At 74.7% G+C, this 16804-nt stretch carries 15 protein-coding genes; 8 read left to right on the forward strand and 7 right to left on the reverse strand.

Annotated features, from left to right (window positions below; all coding sequences use genetic code 11):
- Nucleotides 1–35: 35 nt before the first annotated feature.
- From AB0G14_RS06695 to AB0G14_RS06710, 4 genes are all read left to right on the forward strand, one after another.
- Nucleotides 36–3521, forward strand: coding sequence for an ATP-dependent DNA helicase (locus AB0G14_RS06695; RefSeq protein ID WP_357694448.1), 3486 nt, complete (start codon nt 36–38; stop codon nt 3519–3521).
- A 197-nt stretch (nt 3522–3718) separates the two neighbouring features.
- A complete protein-coding gene (locus AB0G14_RS06700; protein WP_007464836.1) occupies nt 3719–3922 on the forward strand; it encodes a cold-shock protein in 204 nt (67 codons plus the stop codon).
- Between the two features lie 222 nt (nt 3923–4144).
- Nucleotides 4145–5494 (forward strand): DEAD/DEAH box helicase, encoded by a 1350-nt coding sequence (locus AB0G14_RS06705; RefSeq protein WP_357694450.1) that lies wholly within the window; start codon nt 4145–4147, stop codon nt 5492–5494.
- A 270-nt stretch (nt 5495–5764) separates the two neighbouring features.
- The gene (locus AB0G14_RS06710) at nt 5765–5953 is read left to right on the forward strand and encodes a hypothetical protein (RefSeq protein WP_357455658.1); all 189 of its coding nucleotides are present in this window, start codon (nt 5765–5767) and stop codon (nt 5951–5953) included.
- Between the two features lie 163 nt (nt 5954–6116).
- On the opposite strand, the gene AB0G14_RS06715 is transcribed toward AB0G14_RS06710, so the two are convergent.
- From AB0G14_RS06715 to AB0G14_RS06730, 4 genes are read right to left on the reverse strand one after another with little or no spacing between them, the layout of a single operon-like run.
- Nucleotides 6117–6566: an Rrf2 family transcriptional regulator gene (locus tag AB0G14_RS06715; RefSeq protein WP_357694452.1), complete on the reverse strand. Its 450-nt coding sequence runs from the start codon at nt 6564–6566 to the stop codon at nt 6117–6119.
- 1 nt (nt 6567) lies between these two features.
- On the reverse strand, nt 6568–7452 hold the full coding sequence (locus tag AB0G14_RS06720; protein ID WP_357694454.1) for an ABC transporter permease: 885 nt from the start codon (nt 7450–7452) through the stop codon (nt 6568–6570).
- Nucleotides 7442–8221 carry an ABC transporter ATP-binding protein gene (locus tag AB0G14_RS06725; protein WP_357694456.1) on the reverse strand — a complete coding sequence of 260 codons (780 nt, stop codon included), beginning with the start codon at nt 8219–8221 and terminating at the stop codon, nt 7442–7444. Before AB0G14_RS06725 ends, AB0G14_RS06720 begins: the two co-directional genes overlap by 11 nt.
- On the reverse strand, nt 8218–9279 hold the full coding sequence (locus AB0G14_RS06730; protein WP_357694458.1) for an ABC transporter substrate-binding protein: 1062 nt from the start codon (nt 9277–9279) through the stop codon (nt 8218–8220). The genes AB0G14_RS06725 and AB0G14_RS06730 overlap by 4 nt, the downstream gene beginning before the upstream one ends.
- A 263-nt stretch (nt 9280–9542) precedes the next feature.
- Here AB0G14_RS06730 and AB0G14_RS06735 point away from each other — a divergent pair, with 263 nt between their 5' ends.
- From AB0G14_RS06735 to nudC, 3 genes are read left to right on the forward strand one after another with little or no spacing between them, the layout of a single operon-like run.
- A complete protein-coding gene (locus AB0G14_RS06735) occupies nt 9543–10853 on the forward strand; it encodes a pitrilysin family protein (protein WP_350703848.1) in 1311 nt (436 codons plus the stop codon).
- A 56-nt stretch (nt 10854–10909) separates the two neighbouring features.
- Nucleotides 10910–12253, forward strand: coding sequence for a pitrilysin family protein (locus AB0G14_RS06740; protein ID WP_357694461.1), 1344 nt, complete (start codon nt 10910–10912; stop codon nt 12251–12253).
- The gene (gene nudC / locus AB0G14_RS06745; RefSeq protein WP_357694463.1) at nt 12250–13188 is read left to right on the forward strand and encodes an NAD(+) diphosphatase; all 939 of its coding nucleotides are present in this window, start codon (nt 12250–12252) and stop codon (nt 13186–13188) included. The genes AB0G14_RS06740 and nudC overlap by 4 nt, the downstream gene beginning before the upstream one ends.
- Before the next feature lie 164 nt (nt 13189–13352).
- On the opposite strand, the gene AB0G14_RS06750 is transcribed toward nudC, so the two are convergent.
- The 3 genes from AB0G14_RS06750 to AB0G14_RS06760 form a co-directional block, all read right to left on the reverse strand.
- Entirely contained in the window at nt 13353–13625 is a 273-nt protein-coding gene (locus tag AB0G14_RS06750; RefSeq protein ID WP_350704157.1) for a hypothetical protein, read from the reverse strand.
- 214 nt (nt 13626–13839) lie between these two features.
- On the reverse strand, nt 13840–14076 hold the full coding sequence (locus tag AB0G14_RS06755; protein WP_350703842.1) for a DUF397 domain-containing protein: 237 nt from the start codon (nt 14074–14076) through the stop codon (nt 13840–13842).
- A 72-nt stretch (nt 14077–14148) separates the two neighbouring features.
- On the reverse strand, nt 14149–15129 hold the full coding sequence (locus tag AB0G14_RS06760) for a helix-turn-helix transcriptional regulator (RefSeq protein ID WP_357694465.1): 981 nt from the start codon (nt 15127–15129) through the stop codon (nt 14149–14151).
- Between the two features lie 226 nt (nt 15130–15355).
- Here AB0G14_RS06760 and AB0G14_RS06765 point away from each other — a divergent pair, with 226 nt between their 5' ends.
- Nucleotides 15356–16669 carry an MFS transporter gene (locus AB0G14_RS06765; protein ID WP_357694467.1) on the forward strand — a complete coding sequence of 438 codons (1314 nt, stop codon included), beginning with the start codon at nt 15356–15358 and terminating at the stop codon, nt 16667–16669.
- Nucleotides 16670–16804: the final 135 nt, after the last annotated feature.

Consider the following 16804-nt stretch of genomic DNA (forward strand, 5'->3'; position numbering starts at 1 on the left):
TTGCGAGCCCCGCAGTCGCGAACTGAGGCGGAGCGGTGACCCAGCCCGCCCTGTTCGGCACGGCGACGCCGACGCCCCGGGTCGCCGACGCCGGCCCCCGGTACACGCCGGTGGAGCTGGCGAAGTTGTTGCGGCTGCCGGCGCCCACCCGGGAGCAGGCGGCCATCATCGCCGCGCCCGTGGAGCCCCTGCTGGTGGTCGCGGGCGCGGGCTCGGGCAAGACCGAGACGATGGCGGCCCGGGTGGTCTGGCTGGTCGCCAACTCGCACGTGCGGCCGGAGCAGGTGCTCGGGCTCACCTTCACCCGCAAGGCCGCCGGCGAGCTGGCGCACCGGGTGCGTACGCGGCTCGACCAGTTGGTGCGGCGGCTCGGGCGGCGGGGGCGGGACCCGCTCGACGACCCGCTGGCGGGGGAGCCGACCGTCTCCACCTACCACTCGTACGCGGGCCGGATCGTCACCGAGCACGGGCTGCGGGCCGGCTACGAGCCGTCCACCCGGCTGCTCACCGAGGCGTCCCGCTGGCAGCTCGTCGACCTGCTGGTGCGCAACTACGACGGCGACATGTCCGAGGTGGACCGGATGCCGAGCACGGTCACCGACGCCGTGCTGGCGCTCGCCGGCGAGCTGGACGAGCACCTGGTCGACCCGGACGAGCTGGCCGCCTGGACGGGCCGGTTCTTCGCCGAGGTGCAGGCCCGCCCCGGCCGGGTCTACGCCGACGTGCGCAAAGCCCTGGCCCTCCAGCAGACCCGGCTGAAGCTGCTCCCGCTGGTGCGCGCGTACGCCCGGCGCAAGGAGGACTTCGAGGCGATGGACTTCGCCGACCAGCTCGCCCGGGCGGCCCGGGTTGCCCGGGACCACCCGGGGGTCGGTGAGATCGAGCGGGACCGCTTCCGGGTGGTGCTGCTGGACGAGTACCAGGACACCAGCCACGCCCAGGTGGTGCTGCTCAACGCGCTGTTCGGCGGCGGGCACCCGGTGACCGCGGTCGGTGACCCGTGCCAGTCGATCTACGGCTGGCGGGGGGCGAGCGCCGGCACCCTGGACCGCTTCCCCACGGAGTTCGCCCGCGCCGACGGCGCGCCGGCCGAGGTGCTCGGCCTCACCACGAGCTGGCGCAACCGCCCCGAGATCCTCGGCGTCGCCAACGCCCTGGCCACCCCGCTGCGGGCCGCCGGCGCCCGGGTGCCGGAGCTGCGCGCCGCGATGAGCGTCAAGGACCCGGTGCCGCACCGCAGCGCCCGCGGCGCCGCCGGCGGCACCGTCCACTGCGCCCTGCTCCCGACGTACGCCGACGAGGCCGACTGGATCGCCGACAGCGTGCTGCACGCCTGGCGCGGGGCGGCTGCCATGCCCGGCGCGCTGCCCGAGCACATCCCGGTGCCGCTGCGACCGACGACGGCCGTGCTCGTGCGGCTGCGCAGCCAGATCCCCGCGATCGAGTCGGCGCTGCGCGAGCGCGGGCTGCCCGTCGAGGTGGTCGGCCTGGGCGGCCTGCTGGACACCCCCGAGGTGCGGGACGTGGTGTGCACGCTGCGGGTGCTGGCGGACCCGACGGACGGGGCGGCCCTGCTGCGGCTGCTGACCGGGGCGCGCTGGCGGATCGGCCCGCGTGACCTGGTGGCCCTGCACCGGCGGGCGAAGGGCATCGCCGCCGCCCGGCGGAAGCTCGCCGACGACGGCAGTCCGGAGATCACCCCCGACCTGCTCGACGAGGCGACCCTGGTCGAGGCGCTGGCCGACCTCGGCCCGGCGCAGGCGTACTCGGCGGAGGGCTACGCCCGGCTGCGCGCGTACGCCCGGGAACTGGGGTTGCTGCGCTACCGGCTGGACCAGTCCCTGCCGGAGCTGATCGCGGACATCGAGCGCACGATCGGCCTGGACGTGGAGGTGGCCGTACGCGCCGGCCGGGACGGCGCCGGGGACGCCGGCCTGGCCCGGGGCCACCTGGACGCGCTCGGCGACGTCGCCGCCCGGTTCGGCGGAGAGACGCCGGGCGCCACCCTGTCGGGCTTCCTGGCCTACCTCGCCGCCGCCGAGGACGAGGAGCGCGGCCTCAGCCCGGGCGAGGTGGAGGTGGTCGAGGGGGCGGTGCAGATCCTCACCGCGCACGCCGCGAAGGGCCTGGAGTGGGACGTGGTCGCGGTGGCCGGGCTGAGCCGGGGCGTGTGGCCGGGGCCGGTGCGCAACTCCGACCACTGGCTGGGCGGGCTCGGCGTGCTGCCGTTCCCGCTGCGCGGCGACGCCGACGGGCTGCCCGAGCTGGGCCTGGGCGGCACCGAGGACCAGCGCGGGGTGGCCCGGGCGCTGGAGGACTTCACCGACGCCTGGCGGGCGCACGACGAGCGGGAGGAGCGCCGGCTGGCGTACGTGGCGGTGACCCGGCCCCGCCGGCTGCTGCTCTGCTCCGGCCACTGGTGGGGGGAGGGGACCAAGCGGCCGCGCGGCCCGTCGGTGCTGCTGCGGGAGGTGCACGACGCCTGCCTGGACGGCCGCGCGGGGCACCTTGTCGACGAGTGGGCGCCGGAGCCGCCGGGCGACGCGGTCAACCCGACCACCGAGGTGGTGCTCCGCGCCGAGTGGCCGGCCGACCCGCTCGGCGCCCGCCGCCCGGCGCTGGCCGAGGCAGCCGTCCTGGTCCGCCGCTTCCTCGCCGACGGCGACGCGGCGGGCCGCCCGCCGGCCGGCGAGCGGGGCGCGGCCGGCCCGGAACCCGGCGACGGGGAGGGCCCGGAACGCCGGGCCGCCGGCGACGACGCCGCCGGGGCGGCAGCCGAGCCGCCGGCCGGCGACCCGGACGTGGCGCGGTGGCGGCGGGAGGCCGACCTGCTGCTCGCCGAGCGGGCCGAGCTGACCCGGCAGGCCGGCGCGGTCGAGGTGGCGCTGCCGGGGCAGCTCTCGGTGACCCAGCTGGTGGCGCTGCGCCGGGATCCGGCGGCGCTGGCCCGGGCGCTGCGCCGTCCGGTCCCCACCGAGCCGAGCCCGTACGCCCGCCGGGGCACCGCCTTCCACACCTGGTTGGAGCAGCGGTTCGGCGCCGACCGGCTGCTCGACCTGGACGAGCTGCCGGGCGCGGCCGATGCCGACGCCGCGCCCGACGAGGCGCTCGCCGAGCTCCAGGAGAGCTTCCTGGCCAGCGAGTGGGCCGACCGGGTGCCGGTCGAGGTGGAGGTGCCCTTCGCCACGGTGATCGCCGGGGTGGTGGTGCGGGGCCGGATGGACGCGGTCTTCGCCCGCCCCGGCGGGCGGTTCGACGTGGTCGACTGGAAGACCGGCCGGCAGCCTTCCGGCCCCGCCGCCGAGGTGGCCGCGGTGCAGCTCGCGGTCTACCGGCTGGCCTGGGCGGAGCTGGCCGGGGTGCCGGTGGAGCGGGTCGGCGCGGCGTTCCACTACGTGCGCGACGGCGTCACCGTGCGCCCGGCCGACCTGCTCGACGCCGACGGGCTCACCGCGCTGATCACGTCGGTGCCGGAAAATCCGGCAGACGGTGGGCCATCCGGCGAATCCGTGATAGGTTGATCGCGTTGCAGTTATGGTTCCCAGAGACTCTGTGTGCGCCTGGAGGATTGTGGCCCAGGCGCTCTTTGTTGTGTCCGGAGTTCTCCGGGCGGGGCGACCAGAAGCGACAAGCGAGCCAGGCAGTTCCGCGTGGCGCGCTCCTCTTCGAGCCCGCAACAAGTGCGGGTTCGACGTTCCGTCAAGGAGACGAGACAAAAATGGCTATTGGCACCGTCAAGTGGTTCAACGCTGACAAGGGCTTCGGCTTCATCACCCCGGACGGCGGCGGCGCCGACGTCTTCGCCCACTTCTCGGCGATCCAGTCCTCCGGCTACCGGAGCCTGGACGAGAACCAGCGGGTCGAGTTCGAGGTGACCCAGGGCCAGAAGGGCCCGCAGGCGGAGAACATCCGCCCGCTCTGATCTTCGGATCTTCCAGGTAACACCCACCGCGCCCTCCGGGCGCGGTGACGGGACCGGTCCGCCGCACCGTCGACCTGCGTGAGCAGGCGGCGAACGGCGGCGGGCCGGGGCCCGTACCCCTTTCGGTTCGTGCTTGTGAGTCACCCGCGGCCTGGTCCGCCGGTGACAGCGCCGCCTCCGGCGCCCTCCCTCGACACGTGCCGCGTCGAGGAAGGCTTCCGTATGACCACTGTCGTACCCTCTTTCGCCCTTACCGGGCTGGCCCCGGCGCTGCTCGCCGAGTTGGCCGCCCAGGGCATCACCGAGCCGTTCCCGATCCAGTCGGCGACCCTGCCGGACTCGCTCGCCGGCCGGGACGTGCTCGGCCGGGGCCGCACCGGCTCCGGCAAGACGCTCGCCTTCGGGCTTCCCCTGCTGTCCCGCACCGCCGGCCGGCGGGCCCGTGCGGGCCGGCCGCTGGCCCTGGTGCTGGTGCCGACCCGCGAGCTGGCCCAGCAGGTCACCACCGCGCTCGACCCGTACGCCCGGGCCGTCGGCCTGCGGTGCGCCACCGTCGTCGGCGGGCTCTCGCTGCAACGCCAGGCGGACGCCTTGCGCGCTGGCGCCGAACTGGTCGTGGCCACCCCCGGGCGGCTGCACGACCTCATCAACCGCGGCGACGCCCGGCTGGACCAGGTCGCGATCACCGTGCTCGACGAGGCCGACCAGATGGCCGACATGGGCTTCCTGCCGCAGGTGACGAAGCTGCTGGAGCAGGTCGCCCCGGACGGGCAGCGGATGCTCTTCTCGGCCACCCTGGACGGCGGCGTGGACAAGCTGGTCCGCCGCTTCCTCAGCAACCCGGTCTCGCACTCGGTCGACCCGGGCACCGCCACGGTGACCGCGATGACCCACCACGTGCTGCACGTCGACGCGGTGGACAAGCCGGCCGCGCTGACCTGGATCGCCGCCCGCGAGGGCCGCACCATCCTGTTCATGGGCACCAAGCACCGCGCCGACCGGGTCGCCCGCCAACTGTTGGCCAAGGGCGTACGCGCCGCCGCGCTGCACGGCGGCAAGTCGCAGCCGCAGCGCACCCGGATCCTGGAGCAGTTCCGCACGGGGCAGGTGACCGCGCTGGTCGCCACCGACGTGGCGGCCCGGGGCATCCACGTCGACGGGCTGGACCTGGTGGTCAACGTGGACCCGCCCACCGAGGCGAAGGACTACCTGCACCGCGGTGGGCGTACCGCCCGGGCGGGGGAGTCGGGCACGGTGGTCACCCTGGTCCTGCCGGAGCAGCGCCGGGACGTGTCCCGGCTGATGAGCACGGCCGGCATCCGCCCCGAGTCCGTCCAGGTGCGCCCCGGCGACGAGGCACTGGCCCGGGTGACCGGCGCCCGTGAGCCGTCCGGGGTGCCGGTGACGATCGCGCCGCCCCCGCCGCAGGCCGCTTCCTCGACTTCGGCCGCCGGACGCTCGGGTGGCCGGGCCGGCGACGGCGGGCGTGCCGGCGAGGGTGGCCGGGCTCCGCACCGCGCCTCGGGACGGCCCCGCCGCCCGCGGCGGCCCCGGACGCCCCGCGCCTCCTGACGCCCGCCCTCCCTCGGCCCGGCCCCGGTCGGTCTCGGGCGTGGGTAGGACTCCCGCCACACAGGCTGCCGCGATCCCACCCTGCGAATGGCACCCGTATCGGACCGGTCGTGACGGTCCGTGAACGCCCGCTCCCGGCCGGCGCCGGCTGAGTCGGGAATCAGCGGACGTTACGTCCGATCGGCGACTGTTCCGGTGGCCGGTGGTGGTGGAAGCTGGGGGCCGGGGGGAACGACCCGGGCGGGACCGCCCGGCGCGGGAGGGGTGATCATGGCGGGCGACGTCGGCACGGGCGCGGTGCGTGAACTGCTGCTGGTGCTCGCGGTCGCGCTCGCCGGGCTGCTGCTCGCCATGGTCGCGGTCTTCACGCCGTGGCACGCCACCCCGGACGGGGCCGCGCCGGCCGCTCCGGTCGAGCTGCACAGCCCGACCGGGGGGCCGACCACCATCGCCGGCTGACTCACCGCCGTCGCCGTGAGCCACCACCGTCGCCCCGGGCCGCGCCATCGCCCTGGGCCAGTGCCGTCGCCCTGGGCCGCGCCCTCGCTCTGGGCCGCCGCCGTCGCCCGCTGAGCCACCACCGTCCGAGCGCTGCGGCGGGGCCGCCGTCGGGAGCCGGCGGTCAGCGGGTGGGGGCCTGCCGCGTGTCAACCGCCGGGTGTTCCGTGCCCAGCAGGTCGGCGAGGGTGGTCCGGTCGACGACCAGGGCGACCGCCCCGTGCACGGCCAGCCAGACGTCCTGGAGACCGGTCGCCGCGCCCCGGTAGCCGGCCTGTTCGGCCGGCAGCCCGCGGACCGTCGTCAGCGATCCGCCCACCGCGCGGAGCACGTCGCCGACGCTGATCTCGGCCGCGGGGCGGGCGAGGGTGTACCCGCCGTCCGTGCCGCGGTGGCTGTGCAGCAGGCCGGCCCGGCGCAGGTCGACCAGGATGCCCTGGAGGAAGCTCAGCGGGATGTCCTGGCGGCCGGCCAGGGCCGCGGCCTTGACCAGCCCGCCGCCGCCGACCGGGTCGGCGGCGGCGACGGCGAGCATGGCCTGGAGCGCGTAGTCGCTGCGCGCGGAGACGTACACGTCACTGACCGGCCTGGTCCAGTACGCCCCAGCGGCGCCGGATCGCCCTGTCGGCCGCCCCGAACGCGGCGTCGACCACCAGGCCCAGGACCAGGATCACGATCATGGTGGAGATCAGCCAGGGCGAGTCCGACAGCTCCCGGGAGTAGGTCAGCTGGGCGCCCAGCGAGGTCTGCGAGATGCCGACCACGATCAGCTCGCCGGCCATCAGGCTGCGCCAGGAGAACGCCCAGCCCTGCTTGAGGCCGGCCACGATGGCCGGCAGCGCGGCGGGCGCGATGACGTACCGGTACAGGTTCAGCCCCCGGGCGCCGAGGTTGCGGCCGGCGCGCAGCAGCAGCGGCGGCACGTAGTCCACGCCGGCGATCACGCCGTTGGCGATGGACGGCGCGGCGCCGAGCACCACCACGAAGAAGATCGCCTTCTCGCTCAGCTCGAAGAGCAGGATCGCCAGCGGGAACCAGGCGATCGAGGGCATGGTCTGCAGTGCCGTGATCATCGAGCCGATCGCCGCCCGCAGGATCCGCGACCGGGCCACCGCGAGGCCGACCAGCAGGCCCACGGCGACCGAGAAGAGGTAGCCGACCGCCGCCCGGCGCAGCGTGGTGGCGAGACCGTCCCAGAGCTGGACGCCGCTGACCTGCCGGAGCAGCTCCTGCCCCACGGCGGCCGGGCCGGGCAGCGCGTACTCGGGCTTCCAACCGGTCCAGACCACGACCTGCCACGCGCCGACGGCGATGCTGAGCGCGGCCAGCTTCGGCCAGGTCGCGGCCCAGAGCCGGGCGGCCCGCGGCCGGCTCTGCTCCCGGCCGGCCAGCTCCAGGGCGTCCAGCCCCGAGATCTCCGCGTCGGTACGCGGGACGGCGGCGAGGGTGTCACCGGCCATGGCGGCCCACCTCCGTACGCAGGCGGTCGGTGACCTCGGCGGCGACCGCGGCGACCTCGGGGGAGTCGATGCGTCGCGGCCGGGGCACGTCGACCGGGGTGGACCAGATGATCCGGCCGGGTCGGCTGGAGAGCAGGATGATCCGGTCGGCGAGCCGGGCCGCCTCCCGCACGTTGTGCGTCACGAAGAGCACGGTGAGCCGCCGCTCGGTCCAGATCCGTTCCAGCTCGTCGTGCAGGATGTCGCGGGTCATCGCGTCCAGCGCGCCGAACGGCTCGTCCATCAGCAGCACCGGCGTGTCCAGGGCGAGGGTGCGGGCCAGCGCCACCCGCTGGCGCATGCCGCCGGAGAGCTCGTGGGGGCGCTTGCGGCCGAAGTCGGCCAGGTGCACCGTGCCCAACAGCTCGGCGACCCGTTCCCGGCGCGCGGCCCGGGGCAGCCCGCGCAGCTTGAGCGGCACCTCGACGTTGCCCTCGACGGTCAGCCAGGGGAAGAGGGCCGGCTCCTGGAACATCAGCCCCGGCTCGACCCCCTCGCCGAGGGCGATCCGCCCGCCGCTGGGCCGGTCCAGGCCGGCCACGAGGTTGAGCAGCGTGCTCTTGCCGCAGCCGGAGGCCCCGACCAGGCAGACGAACTCGCCGGGCGCGACGTCGAGGGAGACCCCGTCCAGGGCGAGGACGGCGTTCGCCCCGCGCCCGTACACCTTGGTGACGCCGTGCAGCGCGACCGAGCCGGTCGCGCTGCGGGGCGCCGTCGTGGTCGACGTCATGGTTGGACGACCTCGGTCTTGCCCTGGCCCTTGAGCACCTCGTTGAGGTACGTCAGGTCGTAGAGCCCGTCGAGGCTGACCGGCTGGGTCAGCCCGACCGCGACGGCGTGGTCGAGCCCGGTCTTCAGCGAGGAGGCGATGGGGTCGTTGGTGAACTCCAGCGTCGGCCAGGCCTGTTTGATCAGCTTGAGGTCCAGCGGCTTGCCGCTGATCTTGCCGATGTGGTCGGAGATGGCCTGCTGCGCCTCGTCGGGTTTGCCGTTGACGAACTCGTTCGCCGCCACCTGCCCCTCGACCAGCTTCTTCACCACGTCGGGGTGGGCCTTGAGGAACTTGGTGCTGACGATCAGGTTGGTGATCACGAACTTGCCGTCCGGCCAGAGGTCGCGCTCGTCGACGAGTACCTTGCCGCCGGCGTTGACCAGCCGGGAGACGAACGGCTCGGGCACCCAGGCGCCGTCGATCGCCCCGCTGCCGAACGTCTCCACCGTCTGGGCGTTCTCCTGCGGGATGATCTTGACGTCGCCGCCGCCCTCCTTGGTCGTCGTGAGGCCCTTCTCCTTGAGCCAGTGGCGGATCGCCACGTCCTGCGTGTTGCCCAGCTGCGGGGTGGCGATCTTCTTGCCCCGTAGCTGCTCGACCGACGTGATCTCGGGCTTCACCACCAGCGCGACGCCGCCGGAGGCCGCGCCGGAGACGACCCGGACCGCCTCGCCCTTGGACTTCGAGAAGGCGTTCACGGTGGGGTTCGGGCCGATGTACGCGGCGTCGAGCGCGCCGGAGAAGATCGCCTCGATCGCGGCGGGGCCGGCGTTGAAGGTCTTCGTCTCCAGCGTGACGCCGGTGCCGAGCTTCTCGGCGAAGATGCCCTTCTCCACGCCGACCACCGCCGGCGCGTGGGTGATGTTGGGGAAGTAGCCGAGCCGCAGGGTCACCGGGCCGGAGCCGCCACCCGCGCTCTCGCCGTCGTCGCCGCAGGCGGCGGTGCCCAGGGTCGCCGCGCCGACGACGGCGAGGGTGGCCAGGGAGACCAACCGACGCAAGGGGAGCCGTCTCATCGTCCATCCAATCCGCAGTATTCCTACTTAGTTAGTAGGAAGAGTGGGTCAGTTGGTGAGCTGGCGTCAAGGGTCAACCACATGGCGGGACTGGCGTCTCAGCAAAGGCGGCAATCTCTGCCTGTTGAATGGGTTTTACGGCCTCCGGCCCCGGCGTCGCCGCCGGCCTCGGGGACCGGCGGGCGCGCCGGGTGGTGCGCCGGCCGCAGCGGCTGGCCGAAGGTCGGCGATGGCGCGGGTGCCGACGCGCTAGGGTCGATCCCGTGGCGGCGCGGAGATCGAGAATTCCAGCGACGAAGTACCCGGTCGAGCGGTTCACCCTCGACAACGGCCTGCGGGTGGTCCTGACCCCCGACCGCAGTGCCCCGGTGATCGGGGTGGCGGTGGTCTACGACGTCGGCATCCGCTCGGAACCGGAGGGGCGCACCGGCTTTGCCCACCTCTTCGAGCACCTGATGTTCCAGGGCTCGGAGAACCTGGAGAAGCTGGCCCACTTCCGGCACGTGCAGGGGGCGGGCGGCACCTTCAACGGCTCGACCCACCTCGACTACACCGACTACTTCGAGACGCTGCCGAGCAACGCCCTGGAGCGGGCGCTGTTCCTGGAGGCCGACCGGATGCGCGGCCCGCGGCTGACCGAGGAGAACCTGCGCAACCAGGTCGACGTGGTCAAGGAGGAGATCCGGGTCAACGTGCTCAACCGGCCGTACGGGGGCTTCCCCTGGCTGACCCTGCCGCCGGTCATGTTCGACACCTTCCCGAACGCGCACGACGGCTACGGCTCCTTCGTCGACCTGGAGTCGGCCACCGTCGCCGACGCCGCCGACTTCTTCCGCCGCTACTACGCCAGCGGCAACGCGGTGCTGGCCGTCAGCGGCGACATCGACGTCGCCGAGGCGACCGCGCTGGTCGAGCGGCACTTCGGCGACGTGCCAGCCCGGCCCGCGCCGGAGCGGCCCGACTTCGCCGAGCCCGACCTGACCGCGGAGCGGCGCACCTCGTACACCGACAGGCTGGCCCCGCTGCCGGCGGTGGCCGGCGCCTGGCGGGTGCCCGACCCGGTCACCGACTTCGCCGGCTATCTGCCGTACGTCGTGCTGGCCGAGGTGCTCACCGACGGCGACGCCTCCCGGCTGGTGGAGCGGCTGGTGCAGCGGGACCGGGCGGTGACCAGCCTCGGCGGTTACCTCGGCTTCATGGGCGACCCGTTCGACGTGCGGGACCCGACGGCGCTGCTGCTCCAGGCGCACCTGCCGCCCGGCGGGGACGTGGACAAGGTGCTGCGCACCATCGACGAGGAGCTGGACCGGCTGGCCACCGACGGTCTGACGGAGGGCGAGCTGGCCCGCACCCAGGCCCGGATGGCGACCCACCTGCTGCGCGACACCGACGCGGTGCTCGGCCGGGCGCTGCGGATGGCCGTCCTGGAGCAGCAGCGCGGCGAGCCGGGGCTGCTCAACGACCTGCCCCGGCTCGTGGGCGAGGTCACCGACGAGCAGGTCCGGGCCGCCGCGGCCACCCTGCGGCCCGAGCGCCGCGCGTCCATCGAGGTCATCGCCGGAGGCGCCCGATGAGCGCGAGGAGTGAGCCGGGTTTGCGAGCCCCGCAGTCGCGAACGAAGGGTGGTCAGGTGACGGCGACCGCACAGGCCGGGCCGCGGGAGCTGCCGCCGCTCGGCCCGAACCGCAGGCTCAAGCTGCCGAAGCAGGCCGAGCGCATGCTGGGCAACGGGCTGACCGTGATCGCCGTACGCCGGCCGGCGGTGCCCCTGGTCGAGCTGCGGCTCTGGATGCCCTTCGGCCGCAGCCACCTCGCCCGGGGCGCGATGCTCGCCCAGACCCTGCTCTCCGGCACCGAGGGCATGTCCAGCGTGCAGATCGCCGCCGAGCTGCAGAAGGTCGGCGGCGGGCTGTCCGCCGGGATCGACCCGGACCGGCTGATGCTCTCCGGCGCCGGCCTGGTCACCGGGCTGGACCGGATGCTGGAGATCCTCGCCGACGTGCTCACCGGCGCGACCTACCCGAACGAGGATGTGGCGACCGAGCGGGACCGGCTGGTCGACCGGATCCAGGTCGCGCAGAGCCAGCCCTCGCACCTGGCCCGCACCGCGCTGCTCAAGCGGGTCTACGGCAGCCACCCGTACGCGGTGCAGACCCCGGACCCGGAGGCGGTCCGCGCGGTCCGGCCGGGGGTGTTGCGCACCCTGCACGCCCAGCGGGTGCACCCCGCCGACGCGGTGCTGGTGCTGGTCGGCGACGTGCAGCCGGAGCGGGCGCTGGACGCCGCCGAGAAGGCCCTGTCGGTGTGGAACGGCGCCGGGCACACCGCCGACCTGCCGCCCGCCCCGCCGCTGGAGCCCGGGCCGCTGCTGCTGGTCGACCGGCCGGGGTCGGTGCAGTCCTCGCTGCGCATCGCGCTGCCGGCGGTGCCCCGCACCCATCCCGACCACGCCGCGTTGCAACTGGCCAACCTGCTCTTCGGCGGCTACTTCTCCTCCCGCTGGGTGGAGAACATCCGCGAGGACAAGGGCTACACCTACGGCCCCCACTCGCTCGTCGAGCACTCGGTGGCCGGGTCGGTGCTGGTCGCCGCCGCCGAGGTGGCCACCGAGGTCACCGGGCCGGCGTTGCTGGAGACGACGTACGAGCTGGGCCGGCTGGCCAGCCTCCCGCCCCGGGAGGACGAGCTGGAACAGGCCCGCCAGTACGCGCTCGGCACCCTCCAGCTCGGCATGTCCACCCAGGCCGGGCTGGCCTCGCTGACCAGCGCGTACGCCGGCAACGGGCTGCGGCTGGAGTTCCTGGCCGAGCACGCCGCCCGGCTGGCGAAGGCCACCGTGGCCGACGTGGCCGAGGCGGCGGCCCGCTACCTCGCCCCGGCCCGTGCGGTGACCGTGGTGCTCGGCGACGCCGAGCGGATCGCACCGCAGCTCGCCGCGCTCACCCCGGTCGTCACCGAGCCGGCGCGGCCGTGAGCGGGGAGCCCACGCCGCCGCTGGCCCGCTCCACCCTGGACCGGGCGGCGCACCGGCGCACGGACCCGGAGTGGCTGGCGCAGGCGTGGGCCGGGGCGCGGGTGCTGGTGCTCGACTCCGGCGACGAGGGCCGGGCGCTCGTGCGCACCGACACGTCGCCGCCGGCGTTGGTGCTGCTGGATTCGGCCGACCTGCCGCCGGCGGCGTCCCCGATGTTCCTCGGCGTCGAGCCCGACGGCGTGCCGGTCTTCGCCGTGGACGCCCCGCTGCCGGCGGTGCCCGGCGCCCGGCCGGCGCACCTGCGCGAGGTCGGTCACCTGCTGGTCGACCGGGACGCCGGGCTGTTCACCACCGCGCTGGCGCTGGTCAACTGGCACTTGCGGCACCGTTACTCGTCGGCCACCGGGCATCCGACGGAGGTGGACGAGGCCGGCTGGTCCCGCGTCGACCGGGCCGGGGAGCGGATCTGGCCGCGTACCGACCCGGCGATGATCGTGCTGGTGCACGACGGCGTGCCGGGGACGGGCGGGCGGTGCCTGCTCGGCAACAACGCCACCTGGCCGCAGACCCCCGGCGAGCGCCGCTTCTCCTGCCTCGCGGGCTACGTCGAGCCGGGGGAGTCGGCCGAGGCCGCCGTGCTGCGCGAGGTCCGCGAGGAGGTCGGCGTCCCGGTCGAGGACATCGCGTACGCGGGCAGCCAGGCGTGGCCGTTCCCCGGCTCGCTGATGCTGGGCTTCCTCGCCACGGCCGACCCGGAGCACCCGGTGCGGCTCGACCCGGCGGAGATCGCGTACGCCCGGTGGTTCACCCGCACCGAGATCGGGGCGGCCCTGGCGGGGCGGCCGGTGGAGGTGGGCGGCGCCCGGCTGGTCCTGCCGCCGCGGTCGTCCATCGCACTGTTCCTGATCCACCGCTGGCTCGACGGCCACTGCTGAACCGGCACCTGCGAGGCCGGGCCGGTGACCGCGTGGACGTGCGGTCCCGGCCCGTGGCCGCCGTTGCCGCGACGGTCACGGGCCGGGAACACGGGCCGTCGTGGTCGGCGGGGCAAGGAACGCGGCGGGGGAGCCGGTCGGCCACGACGGACGTCTCGGACGGGTCAGCTGCCCCGGTCGCTTCGTGTTCGCCAGCCGAGGGCCGGCTCGTCGAGCGGGAGCACCTTGACCCGCTGTTTCCCGGAGCGGACCGCGCCCACCGTGGACAGGGCCCGGGCCAGCAGCAGCGCGGCGTCCCGGTCCTCGGCGTGCACGATCTGTCGGCGTGGTTCGGGCGTGGTGGTCTCGTCCCGCAGGCGGCCACCGCACGCCCAGGCGGCGACGATGTCCACGTCGGCGGCGGCGCGGATGTCGGTGCGAACGATCAGGAAACGCATGTGGGTCTCCGGATGAACCGCGACGGCGGGGAACGGGTGGAAGTTCCACGTCACTCTGTCGCCATGCTACGCCGCCCGAGGGTCTCAGCAAGTGAAACACGACGATCGGTGCGGAGCCTCGTCCGATCAGCGGATGCCTGGTCAACGCGGACGCGGGCCGGAGACGCGGCGGGGCCGCCGGCATCGTGCCGGCGGCCCCGCGACGGTCGGCGGATCAGTTCAGATCGAACTGTCCGTTCTTGGCGCCGGCGATGAAGCCCAGCCAGCCCGCCCGGTTGAACAGCAGTACCGGGCCGCCCTGGTCCTTGCTGTCCCGCAGGGCCACCGCGGCCGGCCCCGTCCCCAGTGGCGCGACCTCGACGCAGTTCGAGGTCTGGCTGCGCGTGCTCTTGCGCCACGGGGCGTCGGCGAGCCGCGCGCGGACGGACGGCGTGTTGCGGATCTGGTTCATGGTCTCACTCCTGAGGTGAACTGCACCGATGGAACGAGTGGCGTCGCACGACCCGACGGTGGTCCCCCGTGATCACCGTTCCGTCAGGCGCCCGGAGTGCCGGCGGCGTTGGGTCGGCGCCGTTGCCGACCCGTACGCCACCGTGGGCGCGGTCGCCGTGCCGGGCAGCCGTCCCGTCGCCTCGATCAGCCAGGAGAGGGTGTCCGATGCGGAGAGCGCCGCCGTGCATAACCACTCGAACACCACTTTATAGCGATTTAGCGCGTTTACCTCGGTCGACATGACGTCGGTGAACCCCCCTTCGATGGCCAGCGTCTCCGGATCGAGAGGGTCCGCGAACCGGTAGACGGAGAACGCCGTCGGCGGGAGGTACCAGGTGCCGATCTGGGTGTCGCGGGGCAGCACGTGCAGCGTGATGTTCGGCAGCATCGCCAGCTCGCAGAGCTGCCCCAACTGCTCGCGCAGCACCTCGGGCGGCGCGGTCCGGACGCCGAGCGCCGCCTCCTCCAGCACCGCCGTGTAGCGGGGCGCGTCGGGCGTGCGGGTCAGCAGCGACTGGCGGGCCAGCCGGGCCCGCACCTCGGTGTCGATGTCCTCCCCGGCCTCCGGGTCGCCCGCCTCCTCGTCGACCTGGCGGGCCGAGGCGATCCGCACCGACGCGTAGTCCGGCGTCTGGAGCAGGCCCGGGACCAGGACCGGGTTGTACTCGGAGATCTCCGCGCAGCCCGCCTCCAGCTCGGCGAAGCTGCGCTGCTGCTGGGTCATCACCGGGTAGTTCTTCAGCCAACCGCGTATGTCGCCGGCCTCCTGGGTGATGCCGAGGAGTTCCTCGCGCAGCGCTCGCTCGGCGCCGTAGAGGTCGAGCAGGACGCGGACGTCGTCGGGATCCGGACGGCTGCGGCCGTTCTCCAGGCGGGACAACTTGGACGCGGAGGCCCAGCCGATCCGCTCGATGACCTGGTCCCCGGTGAGACCGCTGGCCTCGCGCAACCGGCGCAGTTCGGTGCCCAACCTGCGACGGCGCAGGATCGGGCTGGGTGAGGCAGGAGGCACGGCGTCCTCTTTTCCGTGGACCGCCACAGACGCGACGGTAACTGTATGAAGTTCGCCCCCCACGGTCAGTATGGACGGCGCAGCCCCCGCCGGAGGTCCCGGCGGGGGCGTGTCTCGCAGAAAAGAGGACCGTGGAAGGGCGTGGCGGCCGGTACGACGCCGTCCCGACCCGACCGTGCGACTCCCGACCGCGCCGAGGCGCGCACCACCCCGCCGGAGGGACCCCATGCGCACCGTCCTGCGCCGCCCGGACTTCCGCCTGCTCTTCGGCGGCCTGCTCGCCAGCATGGCCGCCGAGTCGATCCTGCTGCTCGCCCTCGCCATCTGGGTGAAGGACCTGACCGGGTCGGACGGGCTGGCCGGAGCCACCATCTTCGCGGTCATTGCGCCGATGACACTGGCCCCGCTGGTCGGGTGGTTCGTCGACCGCTACCCGCGCCGCCCGTTCTTCGTGGCGGCGAACCTGGTGACGGCGGTGCTGCTCACCCCGCTGTTCGCCGTCCGCGACCGGGCCGACGTGTGGATCATCTACGCGGTGGCGGCCCTGTACGGCCTGTCGTACATCACGCTCAGCGCCGCGCTCAGCGGCCTGATCCGGCAGCTCGTGCCGCTGGACCTGCTGGCCGACGCCAACGGCGTGCTCCAGACCGTACGCCAGGGGCTGCGGCTGATCGGCCCGCTGGCCGGCGCCGGCCTCTACGCCGCCCTCGGCGGGTGGATGCTGGCCGCGATCGGGATGGTCGGGTTCCTGTCCGCGGCAGCCGTGGTCGGGGCGCTGCGGACGACGGAGTCACCGCCCGCCGGGTCCGGGTCGCGCTGGCTCGCGGAGGTGGGCGCCGGGCTGCGGCACCTGGCCCGGGAGCCGGCGCTGCGCCGGGCGCTGTTCGGCTACGGGCTGGGCTCGCTGGCGATGGGCTTCAGCGAGTCGCTGATCTTCGCGTACGTCGACCGGGGTCTCGGCCGGGACGCCGCGTTCGTCGGCGTGCTGGTCACCGTGCAGGGGGTCGGCGGGCTGGTCGGCGGGCTGCTCTCCCCGGCGGTGGTGCGCCGGGCGGGCGAGGTGGGCACGCTCGCCGCCGGGGTGGCGTTCTTCGGGCCGGCCTCGCTGGCGCTGACGTACCCGAACCTCTGGCTCGGCTTCGTCGCGGTGCTGCTGGCCGGGGTGTCGTTGCCGCTGACCATGGTCGGCCTGCACACGCTCATCCAGCGGCGCACCCCGCCCGGGCTGCTCGGCCGGGTCGCCGCGGCCTCGGAGGCCGTGGTGAGCGGCCCGCAGGCGTTCTCCATCGGCGCCGGGGCGCTGCTCGTCGGGGTGCTGGACTACCGCCTGCTCTTCGCCCTGATCGGCCTGGCCACCCTGCTCGCCGGCGGCTACCTCTGGCACGGCCGCACCCTCAGCCCCCCGCCGGTGGCCCGGATCCCCGCCCCGCGACGCCCGGCCGCCCGACCCGGCCCGGCCGACGGGCTCGCCCCGGCCGACCGGCTCGTCCCCGCAGGGCAGGAGGTCGTCGGCACGGGCCGCCCGCGGCGGGGGCGGTGACGGCTCCCGGCGGGGTCGGCCCCGCGCCCGGCCGCCCGGGCGTACGAGCGGCCGCACGCCCTCGCGTTGGCCGAGGCGGTGGTCGCCGAGGAGCAGCTGATGGCGGTGGTCGAGCCGCTGCTGCCGGCGGTGTCG

This window comes from Micromonospora sp. NPDC023814, assembly GCF_040639595.1.
Lineage (GTDB): Bacteria > Actinomycetota > Actinomycetes > Mycobacteriales > Micromonosporaceae > Micromonospora.

What these genes read in the sequence shown, in the direction of transcription:
- AB0G14_RS06700 (WP_007464836.1), top strand. Translation starts at nt 3,719, where the DNA reads ATGGCTATTGGCACCGTCAAGTGGTTCAACGCTGACAAGGGCTTCGGC.
- AB0G14_RS06705 (WP_357694450.1), top strand. Translation starts at nt 4,145, where the DNA reads ATGACCACTGTCGTACCCTCTTTCGCCCTTACCGGGCTGGCCCCGGCG.
- AB0G14_RS06710 (WP_357455658.1), top strand. Translation starts at nt 5,765, where the DNA reads ATGGCGGGCGACGTCGGCACGGGCGCGGTGCGTGAACTGCTGCTGGTG.
- AB0G14_RS06720 (WP_357694454.1), bottom strand. Translation starts at nt 7,452, where the DNA reads ATGGCCGGTGACACCCTCGCCGCCGTCCCGCGTACCGACGCGGAGATC.
- AB0G14_RS06725 (WP_357694456.1), bottom strand. Translation starts at nt 8,221, where the DNA reads ATGACGTCGACCACGACGGCGCCCCGCAGCGCGACCGGCTCGGTCGCG.
- AB0G14_RS06730 (WP_357694458.1), bottom strand. Translation starts at nt 9,279, where the DNA reads ATGAGACGGCTCCCCTTGCGTCGGTTGGTCTCCCTGGCCACCCTCGCC.
- AB0G14_RS06750 (WP_350704157.1), bottom strand. Translation starts at nt 13,625, where the DNA reads ATGCGTTTCCTGATCGTTCGCACCGACATCCGCGCCGCCGCCGACGTG.
- AB0G14_RS06755 (WP_350703842.1), bottom strand. Translation starts at nt 14,076, where the DNA reads ATGAACCAGATCCGCAACACGCCGTCCGTCCGCGCGCGGCTCGCCGAC.
- AB0G14_RS06765 (WP_357694467.1), top strand. Translation starts at nt 15,356, where the DNA reads ATGCGCACCGTCCTGCGCCGCCCGGACTTCCGCCTGCTCTTCGGCGGC.